This is a genomic window from Microbispora hainanensis (assembly GCF_006874475.1).
Classification (GTDB): Bacteria; Actinomycetota; Actinomycetes; order Streptosporangiales; family Streptosporangiaceae; genus Microbispora; species Microbispora hainanensis.
Map to the genome: position 1 here is coordinate 108,023 of NZ_VIRM01000002.1, position 14,583 is coordinate 122,605.

A 14,583-nucleotide genomic window follows, 5' to 3' on the forward strand; every position below is an offset into this window, starting at 1 on the left:
GCAGGTGCGCACCATCGGCGAACGGGCGCTCGGGCTCGCGTGGGTCGTTCCCGCCCTCGTGCTGGTCGGGGTGTTCGTCTACTTCCCGCTGGCCGAGAACCTCGGGTTCAGCACGCTCAAGTGGGACATCTACAGCGGCAGCCAGGAGTACGTCGGCTTCGCCAACTACGCCAAGCTCGTCGAGGACCCCGTCTTCTGGCGGTCGCTCGGCAACAACGTGCTGTACGCCGTGGTGTCGATCGCGTTCCAGGTGTTCGGGGCGCTCGTGCTGGCCGCGCTCATCGAAGGCGTGCGCAGCGAGCGGTGGCAGCGCGTGCTGCGGGCGATCTACTTCATCCCCTCCGCGATCTCGCTGACCGTCGCCGGCCTGCTCTTCTACTTCGTCTACGAGCCCGACCTCGGGCTGCTCAACCACCTGCTGCAGGCGGCCGGCCTCGGCCGTCTCGGCCACTCGTGGCTGGGCGAGGAGAGCACGGCCATGCCGGCGATCATCGCGATGAGCCAGTGGCAGGGCTTCGGCTACTCGACCCTGCTGTTCGCCGTCGCCATCCAGCGGATCCCCCGCGAGATCTACCAGGCGGCGGCCCTCGACGGCACCGGCCCGGTGCGCCGCTTCCGCCACGTGACCCTTCCCCTGGTGCGAGAGATGACCGGCGTGATGTCGATGGTCACGATCTCGGGGGCGTTCCAGGTGTTCAACGAGGTCATGGTCATGACCGGCGGCGGGCCCGACAACTCGACCCAGGTGCTGGGGACCTGGCTCTATCGCAGCGGCTTCGTCCGCAACGACTTCGGCTACGCCGCCGCGATCGCGACCGTCATCTTCGTGATCACGCTCGGCATCGCCGTGGCGCAACTGTGGGTCGCGCGCAGGAGAAGGGTGACATGGTGAGTCGAATCGGCTTCCTCGGGGTGGTCGCCCGGGTGTTCCTGTGGGCGTTCCTGCTCTGCCTCGCCGCGGTGGTGGTCTATCCGCTGCTGTGGATGGTGCTCAACGGGTTCAAGACCAACGGCGAGATCTTCGGGAGCCCCTTCTCGCTGCCGTCCCACTGGAGCTTCGACAGCTACCGGAAGGCCTGGAACCGCGGGGTGAGCGACTACCTCACCACGAGCGTGCTGGTCACCGTGACCTCGACGGTCGCGACCGTGTTCGTCAGCGCGTGGGCCGCGTACGGCCTCACCCGGGTGAACATCCCGTTCTCCAGGCTCACCACCGGGGTCATCCTCGGCGGGCTGATGCTCGCCCCGAGCGTGGCGCTCGTGCCGCTGGTGAAGATGTTCCAGGCCATGGGCCTCTACAACAGCTTCTGGGCGCTGCTCATCCTCTACACGGCCTTCCGGGTGCCGTTCACCACCTTCCTCATCCGGGCGTACATGCTCGACCTGCCGCGTGAGGTGGACGAGGCGGCCGAGATGGACGGCTGCGGCCGGTGGACCGCCTTCTGGCGGATCATCCTGCCCATGTGCAAGCCGATCATCACCTCGACCGTGCTGCTGCACATCCTGTTCGCGTGGAACGAGTATCTGTTCGCGATGGTCTTCACCAGCGGTGCGGGCGTGCAGACCCTTCCCGTCGGCCTGATGAGCCTCATGAGCAAGCACGGCACCGAGTTTCCCGTCGTCTTCGCCGGCATGGCGATCGCGGCCTTCCCGGTCGTGCTGCTGTTCTTCGCCGGGCAGCGTCACATCGTCAAAGGACTCGCGGACGGAGTCGGAAAATGAGTTCCATGCCCCTCGTCACCGGATCGAACTTCTCCTATCAGCACCTGCCGTTCGAGCGGTTCCTCGACGACGCCGCCGCCCTCGGCCGCGAGGAACTGGAGCTGTGGGGGATCGCCCCCCACTTCCACGTGCCGCAGGTGAGCGACGCCGAGGCCCGCGCCGTACGCCGCCGGGCCGCCTCACGGGGTCTCCGGGTGCGCTGCCTCACCCCGGAGCAGGTGGCGTATCCGGTCAACATCGCCTCGGCCGACACGCGGCTGCGCGCCTCGAGCATCGCGATGTTCCGCCGGGCGGCCGAGCTGTGCGCGGAGCTCGGCGCCGAGTTGCTCCTGCTCACGCCGGGCCGGGGCTACGAGGTCGAGCCGGTGGAGGCGGCGTGGCGCAGGTCGGCCGACGCCCTCGCCGAGATCGCCGGGTACGCCGACGGGTTCGGGGTGACCTGCGTGCTCGAACCGCTCCAGCGGGTGGAGTCGAACCTCGTCAACGACTCGCGGGCGCTCGCCCGGATGCTGGACGAGGTCGGCGCGCCCAACCTCGCCGCCGTGCTCGACACCGTGGGCATGGCGGTCGCGAGGGAGAGCGTGGACGACTATTTCGACGCGCTGGGCGACCGCGTCCGCCACGTGCACCTCATCGACGGACGCCCGGCCGGTCACCTGGCGTGGGGCGACGGGGAGCTGCCGCTCGCCGACTATCTCGCCGCCTTCTCCCGCCGCGGTTATGCCGGGGGCATGACGTTCGAGCTGTTCGGCGACGGCACCTACGCCTTCGCCCCCCGGCCCGTCGTCGAACGCTGCCTGTCCGCCGTGGAGGCCGCCCTCGGCGCGACCCCGTAGCCGACGCCGGTCAGGTCGCCCTGCGCCGGGGGAGCGGCAGGCGCGACCGGGTGAACGCGGCGCCGCCGAGCGCGGCCAGCAGGGGGAGCCCCACGACGAGCAGGCCGATGAGCGCCCAGGGGATCGCGATCGCCGGGTCCGCGGGCACCATCGTCGTCGTTCCGTCGGCGCGCACGACCACCGCGGGGAAGGGGGCGGGCCGCCAGGCCGCGGCGACGCCCGGGGCGAGACCGGCGAGCACGCCCGCGACCGAGCCCAGCAGCGCGATCACCAGTGCCTGCCCGGCGACGACGGCCCGCTTCACGCGCGGCGCCGCCCCCACGGCCGACATGGTCTCCAGGTCGGGGCGCGCCTCGACGGCGGCCAGCATGGTCGCGACGGACGTCATCCCCAGCACGAGCACGGCCGCGGCGATGCCCAGCACGACCAGGAAGAGCGTGTCGCCGGGCGTCTGCGGAGTCTCGAGCCGCACGACGGCCATGCCGGTGATCCGTTCCACCTTCGCGGCGATCCGGCCGGCCGTCGCCTGCGGAGTGCGGAAGTCCGCGGGGTCCACCACGAGCATGCAGGTGACCGCGGCATACCCGTTCTTCGCCGCCACCTCGGGTGAGACGACCACGCGGGCCCAGCCCTGCCCGGTGGGCCGCACGCCGACGGCGGGCAGGGTGAGCGGCGGAGGGGCCTCCTCTCCGGTCGCGGGCGCCAGTTCGATGCGCACCTCACCCTGACGGATCACGTCGGGGTTGAGCACGACCGGTTTCCCCTCGCGGAGCGCCGCCACTGCGCCGGGGTCCTCGCGCCGCAGCACGTAGCGGAGCAGGTCCTCGCCGCCCACCAGCAGTCCGCCGGACCCGGCCGCGTCTGACACCACCATCCTGTGGGATTCCGAGGCGTCGTCCGGCACGAAGGCGTACAGCGGGGCGCCGGAGCGGGTCGCGAGCATCCGCGCCTCGATCAGCGGCACGCCGGCGGGCAGTTCCTCGCGTACGGCGGAGCGCACCCGGTCCCAGAGCTCGGGAGTGAGGTCCGGCCCGGTCACCTGGAGAGCCCCGGCCGGAGCCTGCGCGTAGTCGAGCACCGATCTCTGCGCGACCACGCTGTGCCCGGCCACCCCCACCGACACGAGCGCCACGACCGCGGTCATCACCGCCGCGACGGCGGGCGCCGTACGGCCCCTGTTGCGTACGGCGTCCCTGGCGGCGAACCGGAGCGGCAGGGGAAGCCGGGCGGCGAGCCGGGCCGTCGCCGCGAGGAACACCGGCACCAGGGCGACCAGGCCGAGCTGGGTGACCAGGGCCGAGGTCGCGGTCCAGGCGATGTCGTGACCCGCGCTCGCGATGGTCGCCGCCGTGCCCGCGACGACGAGCACGGTTCCCAGCACCGGACGGCCCGCCCGCTCACGGCCCCGCTCGCGCCGGCCCGACAGCACCGCGACCGGGTCCGTACGGCTCGCCGCGACGGCCGGGGCGAGCGCGGCCAGCAGTCCCGCGACGACGCCCAGCATCGCGACCATCGCGACCCCGGCCCAGGGGACGTCGAACGGGCCCAGCAGGACCCCGGCCCGCCACTCCAGCAGCGGCGTCGCGAGCGGGGCCGCGACGAGGCCCAGCGCCGCGCCGAGCGCGGAGGCGACCACGCCGAACAGCAGACCGTCGGCGATCGCGATCGTCCGCAGGTGTGCGGGGGAGCCGCCCTGGACGGCCACCAGCGCGAACTCGCGCGACCTGCGCAGCCGCCCGACGGCGAAGGCCGGCCCGGCCAGCAGGACGACCTCCAGCAGCATGATCGCGACCCACGGCACGGCCCGCACGAGGTCGGACACACGCGAGGGCGACTCGTCCGCCGGGAGCCGGTCGATGACGGCCCGGCCGACGACGAGGCCCTGCGCGTTCAACCGCCGCACGTCCGCCCACGTCACCGGCCGCGGAGAGTCCACGAGCCAGGCGCGTGACATCAGCTCGGAGTCGACCGGCCCGAAGGCGTCGGCCGGCAGACTGCCGGGGAAGGTCGCGAGCGTGGGCTCGATTCCCGCCATGGCGAACATGGCCACGCCGACGACCCGCACCGGGCGGCGTTCCTCGCCGACGAGGAGCGTCACCCCCGGAGCGACAGCCGGAGCGTCGTCCCTGTTCAGCCGCTCGGCGGACACCACCGCCTCGCCGGGAGCGACGGGCAGCCTCCCCTCAGTCAGCCGGAAGGTGCCCCGGGACATCGGATCGCGGAGATCGACCTGACGGATCTCTCCCGTCTCGTACCCCTGCGGGGTCAGGTAGCGGAACGTCCCCCGGGCCGCCGGGATGACCCGGCTGCCGGGCGCGAGCAGCGCCGTGACCTCGGCCTGCGTGAACGGCCCCTCGCCCGGCTGTGCGGAGACGCCGTTGCCCTGTGCGTCCTGGGCGTTGCCCCATGCGTCCTGGGTGAGGCCCGCCCACCCGTGGGCGCCGGTCACCACCGCGTCGGCCTGTCCGATCGGGTAGTGCTGGCGGTCGGTTCCCGCCAAAGCGAAGAGGGCGGTCAGCGAGAAGACGGCGAGGGCGACCGGAAGGCCGATCATCGCGAGGATCAGCGCGCTGCGCCGTTTCGACCGCAGGGCGTTGCGGCGGGAGATCCGTAAGGCCGCTCTCACCCCGCTCCCATGCATCGGGCTCATCGGGCGGTCTCCATCCCCGCGGCGGACGAGTCGACGACCCGCCCGTCCTTGAGGAAGACGACGCGGTCGGCCCAGGCCGCATAGCGGGGTTCGTGGGTGACCAGCAGCACGGCGGCTCCCGCGTCGGCCCGCTGCCGGAGCACCTGGATGATCTCGTCGCCGCCGCGGGTGTCGAGGGCGCCGGTCGGCTCGTCGGCCAGCAGCAGCCTCCGCCGCCCGACGAGCGCCCGGGCGATGGCGGCCCTCTGGCGCTGGCCGCCCGACAGGTCGTCGGGGAACCGGTCGCCGAGGTCCGCCAGCCCGACCTCCTCCAGCACCGCCGTCGCCTCCGCCCTCGCCCTCGCCGTACGGACGCCGTCCAGCTCGCGCGGGAGCGCGACGTTCTCGGCGACGGTCAGCGACGGGATGAGGTTGAGGTCCTGGAAGACATATCCGGCGCTCCTGCGGCGTAGCTCCGCCAGTTGTTTCGGGGACAGATCCCGCAGCTCCCGGCCTTCGAGGACGACCGATCCCTCCGTCGGCCGGTCGAGCCCGCCCGCGAGGTTGAGCAGGGTGGACTTGCCGGACCCGGACGGGCCCATCACCGCGACCAGTTCCCCGGCGGCGACGTCCAGGCTGACGCGCCGCAGCGCGTGGACGGCTCCCGTCCCCTCGCCGTGGACGCGTACGACGCCGGTCATGCGCACGACCGGCTCGCCGTCCGGCGCGGGCAACCGGTCCGGAGGTCGGGTTTCGGTCACGGGTTCTCCTCGGAGGGACGGGCGAGGACGGCCTCGCAGTGGTCGAGCCAGCGCTGCTCGGCCTCGGCATGGAAGATCATCGAGTCGACGACCAGGCGCTGGGCGGCCTCGGTGGACGCGTCGAGGGTCCGCAGGGCGCGGGTGAGCTCCTGCAGGCTCCGCATGGTCGCGGAGCGCTGCGCCCGGATGACCGCCGCCACGTCCACGCCGGGCGTGGTGACCGCCATCGCGAGCTTGATGACGAGCTCGTTACGGGGCCGGTCGGCCCGGGAGACGGGTTTGGCGAACCACCGGTCGAGCTCGTCGCGGCCTTCCGCGGTGATGGCGTAGCGGACCCGGCCCTGCTCGTCCTGGCCGCCCTGGTCGTCGCGGGACACCAGGCCGTCGCGTTCGAGGCGGGACAGCGTCGTGTAGACCTGCCCGATGTTCAGGGGCCAGGTCGTCGCCGTGGACGCCTCGAACTCGGCCCTGAGCTGGTAGCCGTAGCGCGGGCCCCGGCTCAGCAGGGCGAGCAGGCCGTGTCGTACCGACATGGATACTCAGTATGCATACGGAGTATGCTCTTGGCTACCGGCCGAGCCCCTCGGGGGTGCGTCCCTCACGCACCCCTGACGGGCGGGTTGAACCGGGAAAACTCCTCGAACGCCCAGCGCAGCGGGCTCGCGCCGCCGACCTGGAGCACCCGCTCGACGTCGAACTCCACGAGCCGCTGCGCGCCCGGCACCTCGCGCGGGTCCCAGTCGACCCGCGCGCTGCCGGTCAGGTGCAGCGCGTCGCCGGTGGTCCAGTCGAGGAAGAGCAGCCCGGCGGCGGGGTTGAGCTCCAGGTTGCCGAGGGTCATGTACATGAGGTTGCCCGCGTAGTCGGGCCAGACGAGCCGCCGGGCGTCCACCACCTCGACGAACCCGGGGTTGCCGCCCCGGTGCGAGACGTCCGAGCCGAGCCCGGGCGCGTGCGTCGCGACGAAGAAGGTGTCGGTGGCGCCGATCCACTTCTGCTGGGCCTCCGTCAGGCGGTCTCCGGACCGCGACGTCCGCTCGCCGGGCTCCAGATCCTCGGTGATCACCCTCTTCTGCAGATATTTGGGGCAGTTCGAATACACCTGCTCGGTCCGTACGACGAGCCGCTCGCCGTCCCGCCGGGCCCGGCCGTTGACCCGCATCCGGCGCCGGGACCAGGGCTCGATGCCCAGCATGCCGATGTCGTGCTCCTCGTCGAACACGCCCGCGAGCGGCGCGCCGGGCACCGCGTCCACGACGATCGCGCGATCGCCGGCCGCCGCGGCGAAGCCCGCCCCGCCGGTGAGCGGCGCGGCCCACACCCGGCCCTCATGGTCCTCCGCGCCGATCACGATCATGCGCTGCGACTCCAGGAACCGCGCGGCGGCCTCCGGTATCTCGGCCCGTACGCGGGCCGATCCGTGCCCGTCCAGCCGGACGCCCGCGCGGCGCTGGACCGCGATCTCACCCGCGTGCCGCATCTCTAGAAGAAGCCGCAGGTCGGAGCGTCGGACCGGGGAGCGGGGCGGTCGTCGGCGCCGCTCGGCGCGTAGATCTCCAGCCGGATCCCGTCGGGGTCCTCGAAGAACAGGCCGCCCGAGGAGCCGCCCTCGCGGTGGGGGACGATGCCGCCGTGGTGGATCGTCGCCCCGGTCTCCCGGACGACGGCCTCCGCCCTGCGTACGTCCTCGATGTCCGGCACCTGGAACGACAGGTGGTGCAGCCCCGGAAGGCCGGCGGCGAACGCGCCCTCGCTCTGCTGCCACAGCGTCAGCACCAGCGTGCCGTCCTGGGCGAGGAACGCGTAGCGGTGCGCCTCGTCGGCCGACTCCCCGGCCAGATCGAAGCCGAACACCTTCCGATAGAAGCCGACCGACCTGTCGAGGTCGGAGACGTTCAGTCCGACGTGCCCCGTGGTGAAGCTCATGGCCGCTCCTTCGTTCAGCTCTAATGGATTGACCCGTTAGAAGATGAAGGCAGACTAACGGACATTCACGTCAAAGTCCATTAGAAACCGGACCGCCGCCGGAGTGCGGAGTGGCAGAGGCGGCCCGAGAGCGGGGACGTCCGGGCGTCAGGCGTTCTTGTGCTGCCGGTAGTGACGGGCCGCGCGGGCGCGGTTTCCGCAGGCCACGGAGCACCACTCCTGGCGCGGGTGCTCCCTGACGAAATACAGCACACACCGGGGCGCCGGGCAGGCGCGCAGGTGCTCCCGCTGCGGCCCGCCCAGCAGCTCGACGGCGGCGGACGCGAGGGCCGCCCGCAGGCGTACGGAGTCGGCGGCGGCCCGGGCCGGCAGGGTCCGGACGCGGGGTGCCTCGTCCGGCGGCCATTCGAGCCGGGGGGCGACGGGCACCGCCGCCGCGGTGGCGTTCACGAGATCGAGGGAGGGCTCGAAGGCCGGCAGCCGGGCCGCGTCCGCGCCGCTCGCCGGCCCGGGGGCCACGGCGCGGGCGAACAGCGCGCGGATCGCCTGCCGCAGCGCCACGACCTCGTCACGCATCTCGGGGGTGGCGACGAACGCGGCGGGGTCGATGCCGAGCTCGGACGCGTGGTCGCCGACCCAGGCGGCGAGGCCGCCGACGTCCTCCAGCATGTCCACCAGTCCGGACCGGTTCGCCCGGACGGTGCTCACGAATTCCAGGACCAGCAGCGAGGACACCGGTTCAGTCTAACGCGGCCGGCCGGGCACACCCGTGAGATCGGGAGGCCGGCCGGAGGCGTCAGCGGCGGATGGCCTTGGCGAGGATGGCGACGAAGGCCGCGAAGCCCAGCCCGCCGACGAGGACGGGCGCCATGACGACGGCGTCGGGCTCCGGCGCGGTCAGATAGCGGATCCCCATGCCGATGAACAGCAGGCCGCACAGCAGGGACATCCAGTTCGTACGGTGCACCCGGCGCGGGCGCTCGGGTCGCGACTCAGGCGCCACGGCGCACCTCCACGTCGCCGAGGCCGGCCTTGACGTACAGCTCGATCGTCGGCACGTCGCCCTCGACGGGCGCCTCCGGTTCGAGGACGCGGTCGAACTGCACGTCGCTGCCGTCCTCGACCTTGTGGTCGATCCTCACCTCGCCCAGCTTGGCGAAGCCGTGCACCTCCACGCGGGCGGTCGACGGCACGACCACCGTGAGCTGTCCCATCGACACCGAGGCGTCGAACCTCACCCGGCCGCCCGGCTTGAGCGTCACGTCGCTCAGGTCGAGTTTGCCCTCGCCGATGCCCAGCTCGTACGGGCCGGGCGTCTGGACGACGCCGACGGGATGCCAGACGAAGCTGCCGATCTTGCGGGGGATGCCGTTCACCGTCGAGCTTCCCACCAGCACGAGGGCCACGAGCGTGCCCGCGGCGATCAGCGCGGCACCCCGGCCGACCCACGCCGCGACCAGCAGGCCCACCCCGATCGTGACGAGGACCGCCCCGCCGACGACCGGCAGGCCGACCGAGCCTGAGCCGGTCCGCTGCATGGTGACCATGATCCCTCCAACGATCAGGGCGAGGCAGATGGTGAGGCCGCCGACGAACGACCTGGGCCGCTTCGCCTTCGGCGGCCGCGGGGGCGGCGGCACAGGCGGGGCGTAGGGGCTCGGCGGGGGAGGATAGGGCGTCCCGTAGGGCTGGTGTGGCTCCCGCCCCCTCGAATAGGGGCCGTGGGGGGCGAAGGGCTCTCCGGCCCCGAAGCCGTGCCCGCCTGCCCCGTGCCCGCCGCCCGCGTGTCCTCGCATGCCCTGCCCTCGCATGCCCTGCCCTCGCATGCCGTGGTCGCGGGCGCCGCCGTCGCCGTACGCGCCCGCCCGCGCCTCGCGGGCCAGGTCGGACAGCCGCCGATAGCCGGCGTCGGCCGGAGGCGCGGAGACGGAGGGGCCGGGCGCGCCTGGAGCTGTTCGCGGAGCCCAGCCGGCCGGGCCTCCGAGGCTGGAGGCGTCCGGACCAGGGACATTCGGAGCTGCGGCATCCGGAGATGGGGTGTTCGGGTCCGGGGTGAACGTGCCGGGGGCGGGCTCCGCCGCCAGCCGGGCGAGGGGTTCGAAGGGCCGGGTCGGCGGGTCGCCGTCGGCCCGTCCCACCGGTGCCGTCGCGTCTCCGGAGACGGTCTCCTGGACGAGTGTGTCGTCCACGGCCTTCGCCGGCGCCGCCACCGAGTCCTGGGCGATCGTGTCGTGGATCGCGGTGTCGCCCACGGCCGCGGGCGGGACCGTCCTGTCGTGGATCGCGGTGTCGCCCACGGCCGCGGCGGGGACCGTCCTGTGGTGGATCGCGGTGTCGTCCGCAGTCTTGTCCGCGGCCGGGCCTGCGTCCGTTGTGTCCGCCGCACTGTCCGCTGCACCGTCCGAGGCCGGGCCTGCGTCCGTTGTGTCCGCCGCACTGTCCGCTGCACCGTCCGAGGCCGGGCGCGGAGCCGCGGGGTCCCTCGTGCCGGCGGTGCCCGCCGCGCTCGTTGCGTCCGCCGTGCCTGCGGTGCCTGCCGAGCCGGCGGCGCCCGCCGTATCCACCCGGTCCGTCGTGTCGGCCGCGGAGCGCTGGGCCTGGGCCTGCGGCGCCGGGGTCTCCCGCAGCGGTGTCTCCGTCGCCGGCCTTCCCCCCTCGTACGGCTCTCGCGCGGGCGGCTCGGCGAAGGGCGCGAACGGCGCGAAGTTCGGGGTGGCCCGGGTCATGCCGCGCCGTCCGGTCGCCCGTTCGGGCATCGACTTGGCCATCGTCAGCAGGTCGACGCCGCGCGTGTGGGCGGCCATCAGCACGATGGCCAGCAGCGTGCCGACCACGATCGTGCCGCGGTTGATCCCTCCGGACGCGACGTTGATGATCAGGCCGAACGCGAAGACCGCGGCCAGCAGCGCCAGCACGGTCTCGGCGTCGAACATCCGCCGGGTCCACTGCTCCAGGTGGCCGGGGCCGCCGCTCGGCTGGCGCATCAGCAGGAACGCCGCGATGTACAGCAGGACGCCGGTGCCGGAGGCGAGGACGAGCACGCCGAAGCCGACCCGGAAGAGCACGGGGTCCATGCCGGTGAACCTGCCGAGACCCGCGCAGACGCCCGTGATCATGCGCCCGTCCCTGGAGCGGCTCAGCACCTTCTCGGGCTCGGGCGTGCCGGGGGAGTCGGGAGCGGGTGTCGGTGGTGCCTCGGTCATGGTCCCATCCTGGCCTCGCGCGCCATGCCCGTGCCATCGGGGGAACCCCTGACTCGTCCCCGAACCCTCAGGGGTGGCGTCAGGGCATGCCCTGATGCGCTCATGGCCGGTGACGTGTGACGATGCTTCCCGAGATGTCTGAGATGCCTAACGCCCCCGCGGCGTATCCCCGGATGGTCCGGCCCGCCTCGGGCCGGGTGGTCGCGGGCGTCGCCCAGGGCGCCGCCGCCCAGCTGCGGCTCGACCCGGTCGTGCTGCGCCTCGCGTTCGTGCTGCTCACCGTCATCGACGGGCTGGGCGTCGTGGCGTACGCCGCGCTGTGGATGTTCACCCCCAAGGAGGAGGTGAAGGGCCGCGCGCCGGCCCGTGAGTGGGGCCAGCTCGCCGCGTACGGCGTGCTGTGGCTGGCGCTGGCGGGCTTCGCGTGGATGACGGGCGCCTCCAGCGGGGGGTTCGGCACGTGGCCGATCGCGGTCGGCGGCATCGGCGCGCTGATCCTGTGGCAGCAGGCCGACCCGGGACGGCGGCAGCGGTGGATGTCGGGCGCGGTCAAGCAGGTCAGCACGACCTGGGTGCGCACCGGCATCGGCGCGCTGCTGGTGGTCGTGGGCGCGATCGGCTTCCTGGCCGCGAGCGGCGAGCTGGCGAAGGCCAGGACCGGGCTCGTGTTCACCGCGGTCGTCGTCGGCGGCATGCTGATGATCGCCGCGCCCTGGCTGGCCACGCTCATGAAGGAGCTGCAGCGGGAGCGCACCGAGCGCATCAGGCAGGAGGAGCGGGCCGAGGTGGCCGCTCACGTCCACGACTCGGTGCTGCACACGCTGACCCTGATCCAGCGCAACGCCCACGACGCGCGGGAGGTCGCCCGGCTCGCCCGGTCGCAGGAGCGTGAGCTGCGCAACTGGCTCTACCAGCCCAAGCAGGACGCCGACGCCACCCTCGCGGCGGCCGTACGACGGGTCGCGGCCGAGGAGGAGGACGCCCACGGCGTGCAGATCGAGGTGGTCTGCGTGGGCGACTGCGAGCTCGACGAGGGCCTGGTGGCCCTGCTGCACGCCGCCCGGCAGGCGATGGTCAACGCGTGCAAATACAGTGGGGCTCCGGTCGTCTCCGTCTATGCCGAGGTCGAGCCCGACGAGGTGACGGTGTTCGTCCGTGACCGGGGCAAGGGCTTCGTGCTCGACGACGTCCCCGGTGACAGGATGGGCATCCGCCAGTCGATCATCGGCAGGATGGAGCGCAACGGGGGAAGCGCCCGGGTCAGGACCGAGCCGGGCGACGGAACCGAGGTCATGCTGACCATGAAGAGGGAAAAATGAAGACCGTACGCGTGCTGATCGTTGACGACCACCGGCTGTTCCGGTCCGGCGTACGGGCCGAGCTGGGTCCGTCGATCCAGGTGATCGGCGAGGCCGAGGACGTGGAGTCGGCGGTGACGGCGATCGGCGAGCTGGAGCCCGACGTGGTGCTGCTCGACGTGCACATGCCGGGCGGCGGCGGCCAGGAGGTGCTGCGGCGCGTGCTCGGCTCCGGCTCCCAGGTGCGCTTCCTCGCGCTGTCGGTGTCGGACGCGGCCGAGGACGTGATCGGGGTCATCCGCGGCGGCGCCCGGGGCTACGTGACCAAGACGATCAGCGGCGCCGAGCTGACCGACGCGATCATCCGGGTGTCCGAGGGCGACGCGGTGTTCTCGCCGCGGCTTGCCGGGTTCGTGCTCGACGCGTTCGCCTCGACGGAGGCCCCGCCCATCGACCCGGAGCTCGACTCGCTCACCCAGCGGGAGCGCGAGGTGCTGCGGCTGATCGCCCGGGGCTACGCCTACAAGGAGATCGCCAAGGAGCTGTTCATCTCGGTGAAGACCGTCGAGACGCACGTGTCGAGCGTGCTGCGCAAGCTGCAGCTGTCCAACCGGCACGAGCTGTCGCGCTGGGCCACCGCACGACGTCTGGTCTGACCCCGTCCGAGCGAACCCGTCTGGTGCGATCGCCTTCCGGCGTGCGACGCTCAGTGCATGGGCCGTGACGTACCCTCCGTCTCCTTCAGCCGGGAGGACCGCCGTCGCTACCGGGACAAGGTGAAGCTGTCGCTCGACGTGCTGGCCGAGATGCTGCGGGAGTCGCGGTTCGCGTTCGACCGGCCCCAGGCGGGCCTGGAGATCGAGCTGAACCTCGTCGACTCCCGGGGCGAGCCGGCGATGAAGAACGCCGAGGTGCTGGCCGCCATCGCGGAGCCCGACTGGGCGACGGAGCTGGGCCAGTTCAACGTCGAGATCAACATCCCGCCCCAGGTCCTGGCCGGCGAGGGCGGCCGCCTGCTGGAGGAGTCCGTACGGCTGCGCCTCAACCGGGCGCAGGAGCGGGCGGCGCGCGTCGGCGGTCAGCTCATGCTGGTCGGCATCCTGCCGACGCTGCGCGAGAGCGACGTCCACGAGGGGACGCTGTCGGCCAACCCCCGCTACGCGCTGCTGAACGAGCAGATCTTCGCCGCCCGGGGCGAAGACCTGCACCTCGTGATCGAGGGGGTGGACGTGCTCGACACCTACGCCGACAGCATCACCCCCGAGGCGGCGTGCACGAGCGTGCAGCTCCACCTGCAGGTCAGCCCGGAGAGGTTCGCCGACCACTGGAACGCGGCCCAGGCCATCGCAGGTCCGCAGGTCGCGGTCGCCGCCAACTCGCCGTACCTGTTCGGCAAGGAGCTGTGGCGCGAGACCAGGATCAGCCTGTTCGAGCAGGCCACCGACACCCGGCCCGAGGAGCTGAAGGTCCAGGGCGTGCGGCCGCGCGTCTGGTTCGGGGAGCGGTGGATCACGTCGGTCTTCGACCTGTTCGAGGAGAACGTCCGCTACTTCCCCGCGCTGCTGCCGCTGTGCGACGAGGAGGACCCGAGGCGGGTGCTCGACGACGGCGGGGTGCCCGAGCTGCACGAACTGCGCCTGCACAACGGCACCGTCTATCGCTGGAACCGGCCCGTCTACGACGTCTCCGACGGCGTCCCCCACCTGCGGGTGGAGAACCGCGTGCTGCCCGCCGGGCCGACGGTGGCCGACATCGCCGCCAACGCCGCGTTCTACTACGGGCTCATGCGGGTGCTCCCGGCGGCCGAGCGGACCGTGTGGACGCGCATGTCCTTCGCCGCGGCCGAGGACAACCTCCGCAACGCCGCGCGGTATGGCCTCGACGCCCGCCTCTACTGGCCCGGCCTGGGGGAGGTGCCCGCCGCCGAGCTGATCCTGCGCAGGCTGCTGCCGATGGCCTACCACGGGCTCGACCTGTGGGAGGTCGACCCCGTCCAGCGCGACCGGCTGCTCGGCATCATCGAACGGCGCTGCGTGACCGGCCGTACGGGGGCGGACTGGCAGGTCAGGACGGCCCGCGCGTTCGGTGGCGACTATGAGGCGCTGCGCCGCATGACCCTGCGCTATCTGGAGCACATGCACACCAACGAGCCCGTCCACAGCTGGGGCATGTGAAACTTGCAATTCGGTGACGGTGCCCATCTTTGCG

The 14,583-nt window shown here is 72.6% G+C and carries 14 protein-coding genes; 6 read left to right on the forward strand and 8 right to left on the reverse strand.

Features of this window, described 5'->3' with window-relative positions; all coding sequences use genetic code 11:
* Positions 1-4: 4 nt before the first annotated feature.
* Genes FLX08_RS02035 through FLX08_RS02045 form a run of 3 tightly spaced genes read left to right on the forward strand, consistent with a single transcriptional unit; the run spans position 5 to position 2,558 of the window.
* On the forward strand, positions 5-892 hold the full coding sequence (locus tag FLX08_RS02035) for a carbohydrate ABC transporter permease (RefSeq protein ID WP_142616454.1): 888 nt from the start codon (positions 5-7) through the stop codon (positions 890-892).
* Positions 886-1,722, forward strand: a complete 837-nt coding sequence (locus FLX08_RS02040; RefSeq protein WP_142616455.1) for a carbohydrate ABC transporter permease — start codon at positions 886-888, stop codon at positions 1,720-1,722. The genes FLX08_RS02035 and FLX08_RS02040 overlap by 7 nt, the downstream gene beginning before the upstream one ends.
* Entirely contained in the window at positions 1,719-2,558 is an 840-nt protein-coding gene (locus FLX08_RS02045; protein ID WP_142616456.1) for a TIM barrel protein, read from the forward strand. Before FLX08_RS02040 ends, FLX08_RS02045 begins: the two co-directional genes overlap by 4 nt.
* A 10-nt stretch (positions 2,559-2,568) precedes the next feature.
* On the opposite strand, the gene FLX08_RS02050 is transcribed toward FLX08_RS02045, so the two are convergent.
* The 8 genes from FLX08_RS02050 to FLX08_RS02085 all read right to left on the reverse strand — a co-directional run bounded on the left by FLX08_RS02050 (position 2,569) and on the right by FLX08_RS02085 (position 11,077).
* Positions 2,569-5,208, reverse strand: a complete 2,640-nt coding sequence (locus tag FLX08_RS02050) for an FtsX-like permease family protein (protein WP_142616457.1) — start codon at positions 5,206-5,208, stop codon at positions 2,569-2,571.
* The gene (locus tag FLX08_RS02055) at positions 5,205-5,888 is read right to left on the reverse strand and encodes an ABC transporter ATP-binding protein (RefSeq protein ID WP_142616610.1); all 684 of its coding nucleotides are present in this window, start codon (positions 5,886-5,888) and stop codon (positions 5,205-5,207) included. Before FLX08_RS02055 ends, FLX08_RS02050 begins: the two co-directional genes overlap by 4 nt.
* Before the next feature lie 56 nt (positions 5,889-5,944).
* On the reverse strand, positions 5,945-6,481 hold the full coding sequence (locus tag FLX08_RS02060; RefSeq protein ID WP_142616458.1) for a PadR family transcriptional regulator: 537 nt from the start codon (positions 6,479-6,481) through the stop codon (positions 5,945-5,947).
* Between the two features lie 65 nt (positions 6,482-6,546).
* Positions 6,547-7,428, reverse strand: coding sequence for a pyridoxamine 5'-phosphate oxidase family protein (locus FLX08_RS02065; RefSeq protein ID WP_142616459.1), 882 nt, complete (start codon positions 7,426-7,428; stop codon positions 6,547-6,549).
* A gap of 2 nt (positions 7,429-7,430) precedes the next feature.
* A complete protein-coding gene (locus tag FLX08_RS02070; RefSeq protein WP_142616460.1) occupies positions 7,431-7,874 on the reverse strand; it encodes a VOC family protein in 444 nt (147 codons plus the stop codon).
* 147 nt (positions 7,875-8,021) lie between these two features.
* Positions 8,022-8,609 carry a CGNR zinc finger domain-containing protein gene (locus FLX08_RS02075; RefSeq protein ID WP_244312207.1) on the reverse strand — a complete coding sequence of 196 codons (588 nt, stop codon included), beginning with the start codon at positions 8,607-8,609 and terminating at the stop codon, positions 8,022-8,024.
* Between the two features lie 61 nt (positions 8,610-8,670).
* A complete protein-coding gene (locus FLX08_RS02080) occupies positions 8,671-8,877 on the reverse strand; it encodes a hypothetical protein (RefSeq protein WP_142616461.1) in 207 nt (68 codons plus the stop codon).
* Positions 8,867-11,077 (reverse strand): PspC domain-containing protein, encoded by a 2,211-nt coding sequence (locus tag FLX08_RS02085; RefSeq protein WP_142616462.1) that lies wholly within the window; start codon positions 11,075-11,077, stop codon positions 8,867-8,869. The genes FLX08_RS02080 and FLX08_RS02085 overlap by 11 nt, the downstream gene beginning before the upstream one ends.
* 143 nt (positions 11,078-11,220) lie before the next feature.
* Between FLX08_RS02085 and FLX08_RS02090 the strand changes: the two genes are divergently transcribed.
* From FLX08_RS02090 to FLX08_RS02100, 3 genes are read left to right on the forward strand one after another with little or no spacing between them, the layout of a single operon-like run.
* On the forward strand, positions 11,221-12,396 hold the full coding sequence (locus FLX08_RS02090; protein ID WP_425280608.1) for an ATP-binding protein: 1,176 nt from the start codon (positions 11,221-11,223) through the stop codon (positions 12,394-12,396).
* Positions 12,393-13,031: a response regulator gene (locus FLX08_RS02095; protein ID WP_142616464.1), complete on the forward strand. Its 639-nt coding sequence runs from the start codon at positions 12,393-12,395 to the stop codon at positions 13,029-13,031. Before FLX08_RS02090 ends, FLX08_RS02095 begins: the two co-directional genes overlap by 4 nt.
* 57 nt (positions 13,032-13,088) lie before the next feature.
* On the forward strand, positions 13,089-14,549 hold the full coding sequence (locus tag FLX08_RS02100; protein WP_142616465.1) for a glutamate-cysteine ligase family protein: 1,461 nt from the start codon (positions 13,089-13,091) through the stop codon (positions 14,547-14,549).
* The last annotated feature ends 34 nt before the right edge of the window (positions 14,550-14,583 follow it).

Bases quoted from the DNA above. Each gene is read 5' to 3' on its own strand.
- FLX08_RS02040 (WP_142616455.1), top strand. From the start codon at position 886: ATGGTGAGTCGAATCGGCTTCCTCGGGGTGGTCGCCCGGGTGTTCCTG.
- FLX08_RS02045 (WP_142616456.1), top strand. From the start codon at position 1,719: ATGAGTTCCATGCCCCTCGTCACCGGATCGAACTTCTCCTATCAGCAC.
- FLX08_RS02050 (WP_142616457.1), bottom strand. From the start codon at position 5,208: ATGAGCCCGATGCATGGGAGCGGGGTGAGAGCGGCCTTACGGATCTCC.
- FLX08_RS02055 (WP_142616610.1), bottom strand. From the start codon at position 5,888: ATGACCGGCGTCGTACGCGTCCACGGCGAGGGGACGGGAGCCGTCCAC.
- FLX08_RS02060 (WP_142616458.1), bottom strand. From the start codon at position 6,481: ATGTCGGTACGACACGGCCTGCTCGCCCTGCTGAGCCGGGGCCCGCGC.
- FLX08_RS02065 (WP_142616459.1), bottom strand. From the start codon at position 7,428: ATGCGGCACGCGGGTGAGATCGCGGTCCAGCGCCGCGCGGGCGTCCGG.
- FLX08_RS02070 (WP_142616460.1), bottom strand. From the start codon at position 7,874: ATGAGCTTCACCACGGGGCACGTCGGACTGAACGTCTCCGACCTCGAC.
- FLX08_RS02085 (WP_142616462.1), bottom strand. From the start codon at position 11,077: ATGACCGAGGCACCACCGACACCCGCTCCCGACTCCCCCGGCACGCCC.
- FLX08_RS02090 (WP_425280608.1), top strand. From the start codon at position 11,221: ATGCCTAACGCCCCCGCGGCGTATCCCCGGATGGTCCGGCCCGCCTCG.
- FLX08_RS02095 (WP_142616464.1), top strand. From the start codon at position 12,393: ATGAAGACCGTACGCGTGCTGATCGTTGACGACCACCGGCTGTTCCGG.
- FLX08_RS02100 (WP_142616465.1), top strand. From the start codon at position 13,089: ATGGGCCGTGACGTACCCTCCGTCTCCTTCAGCCGGGAGGACCGCCGT.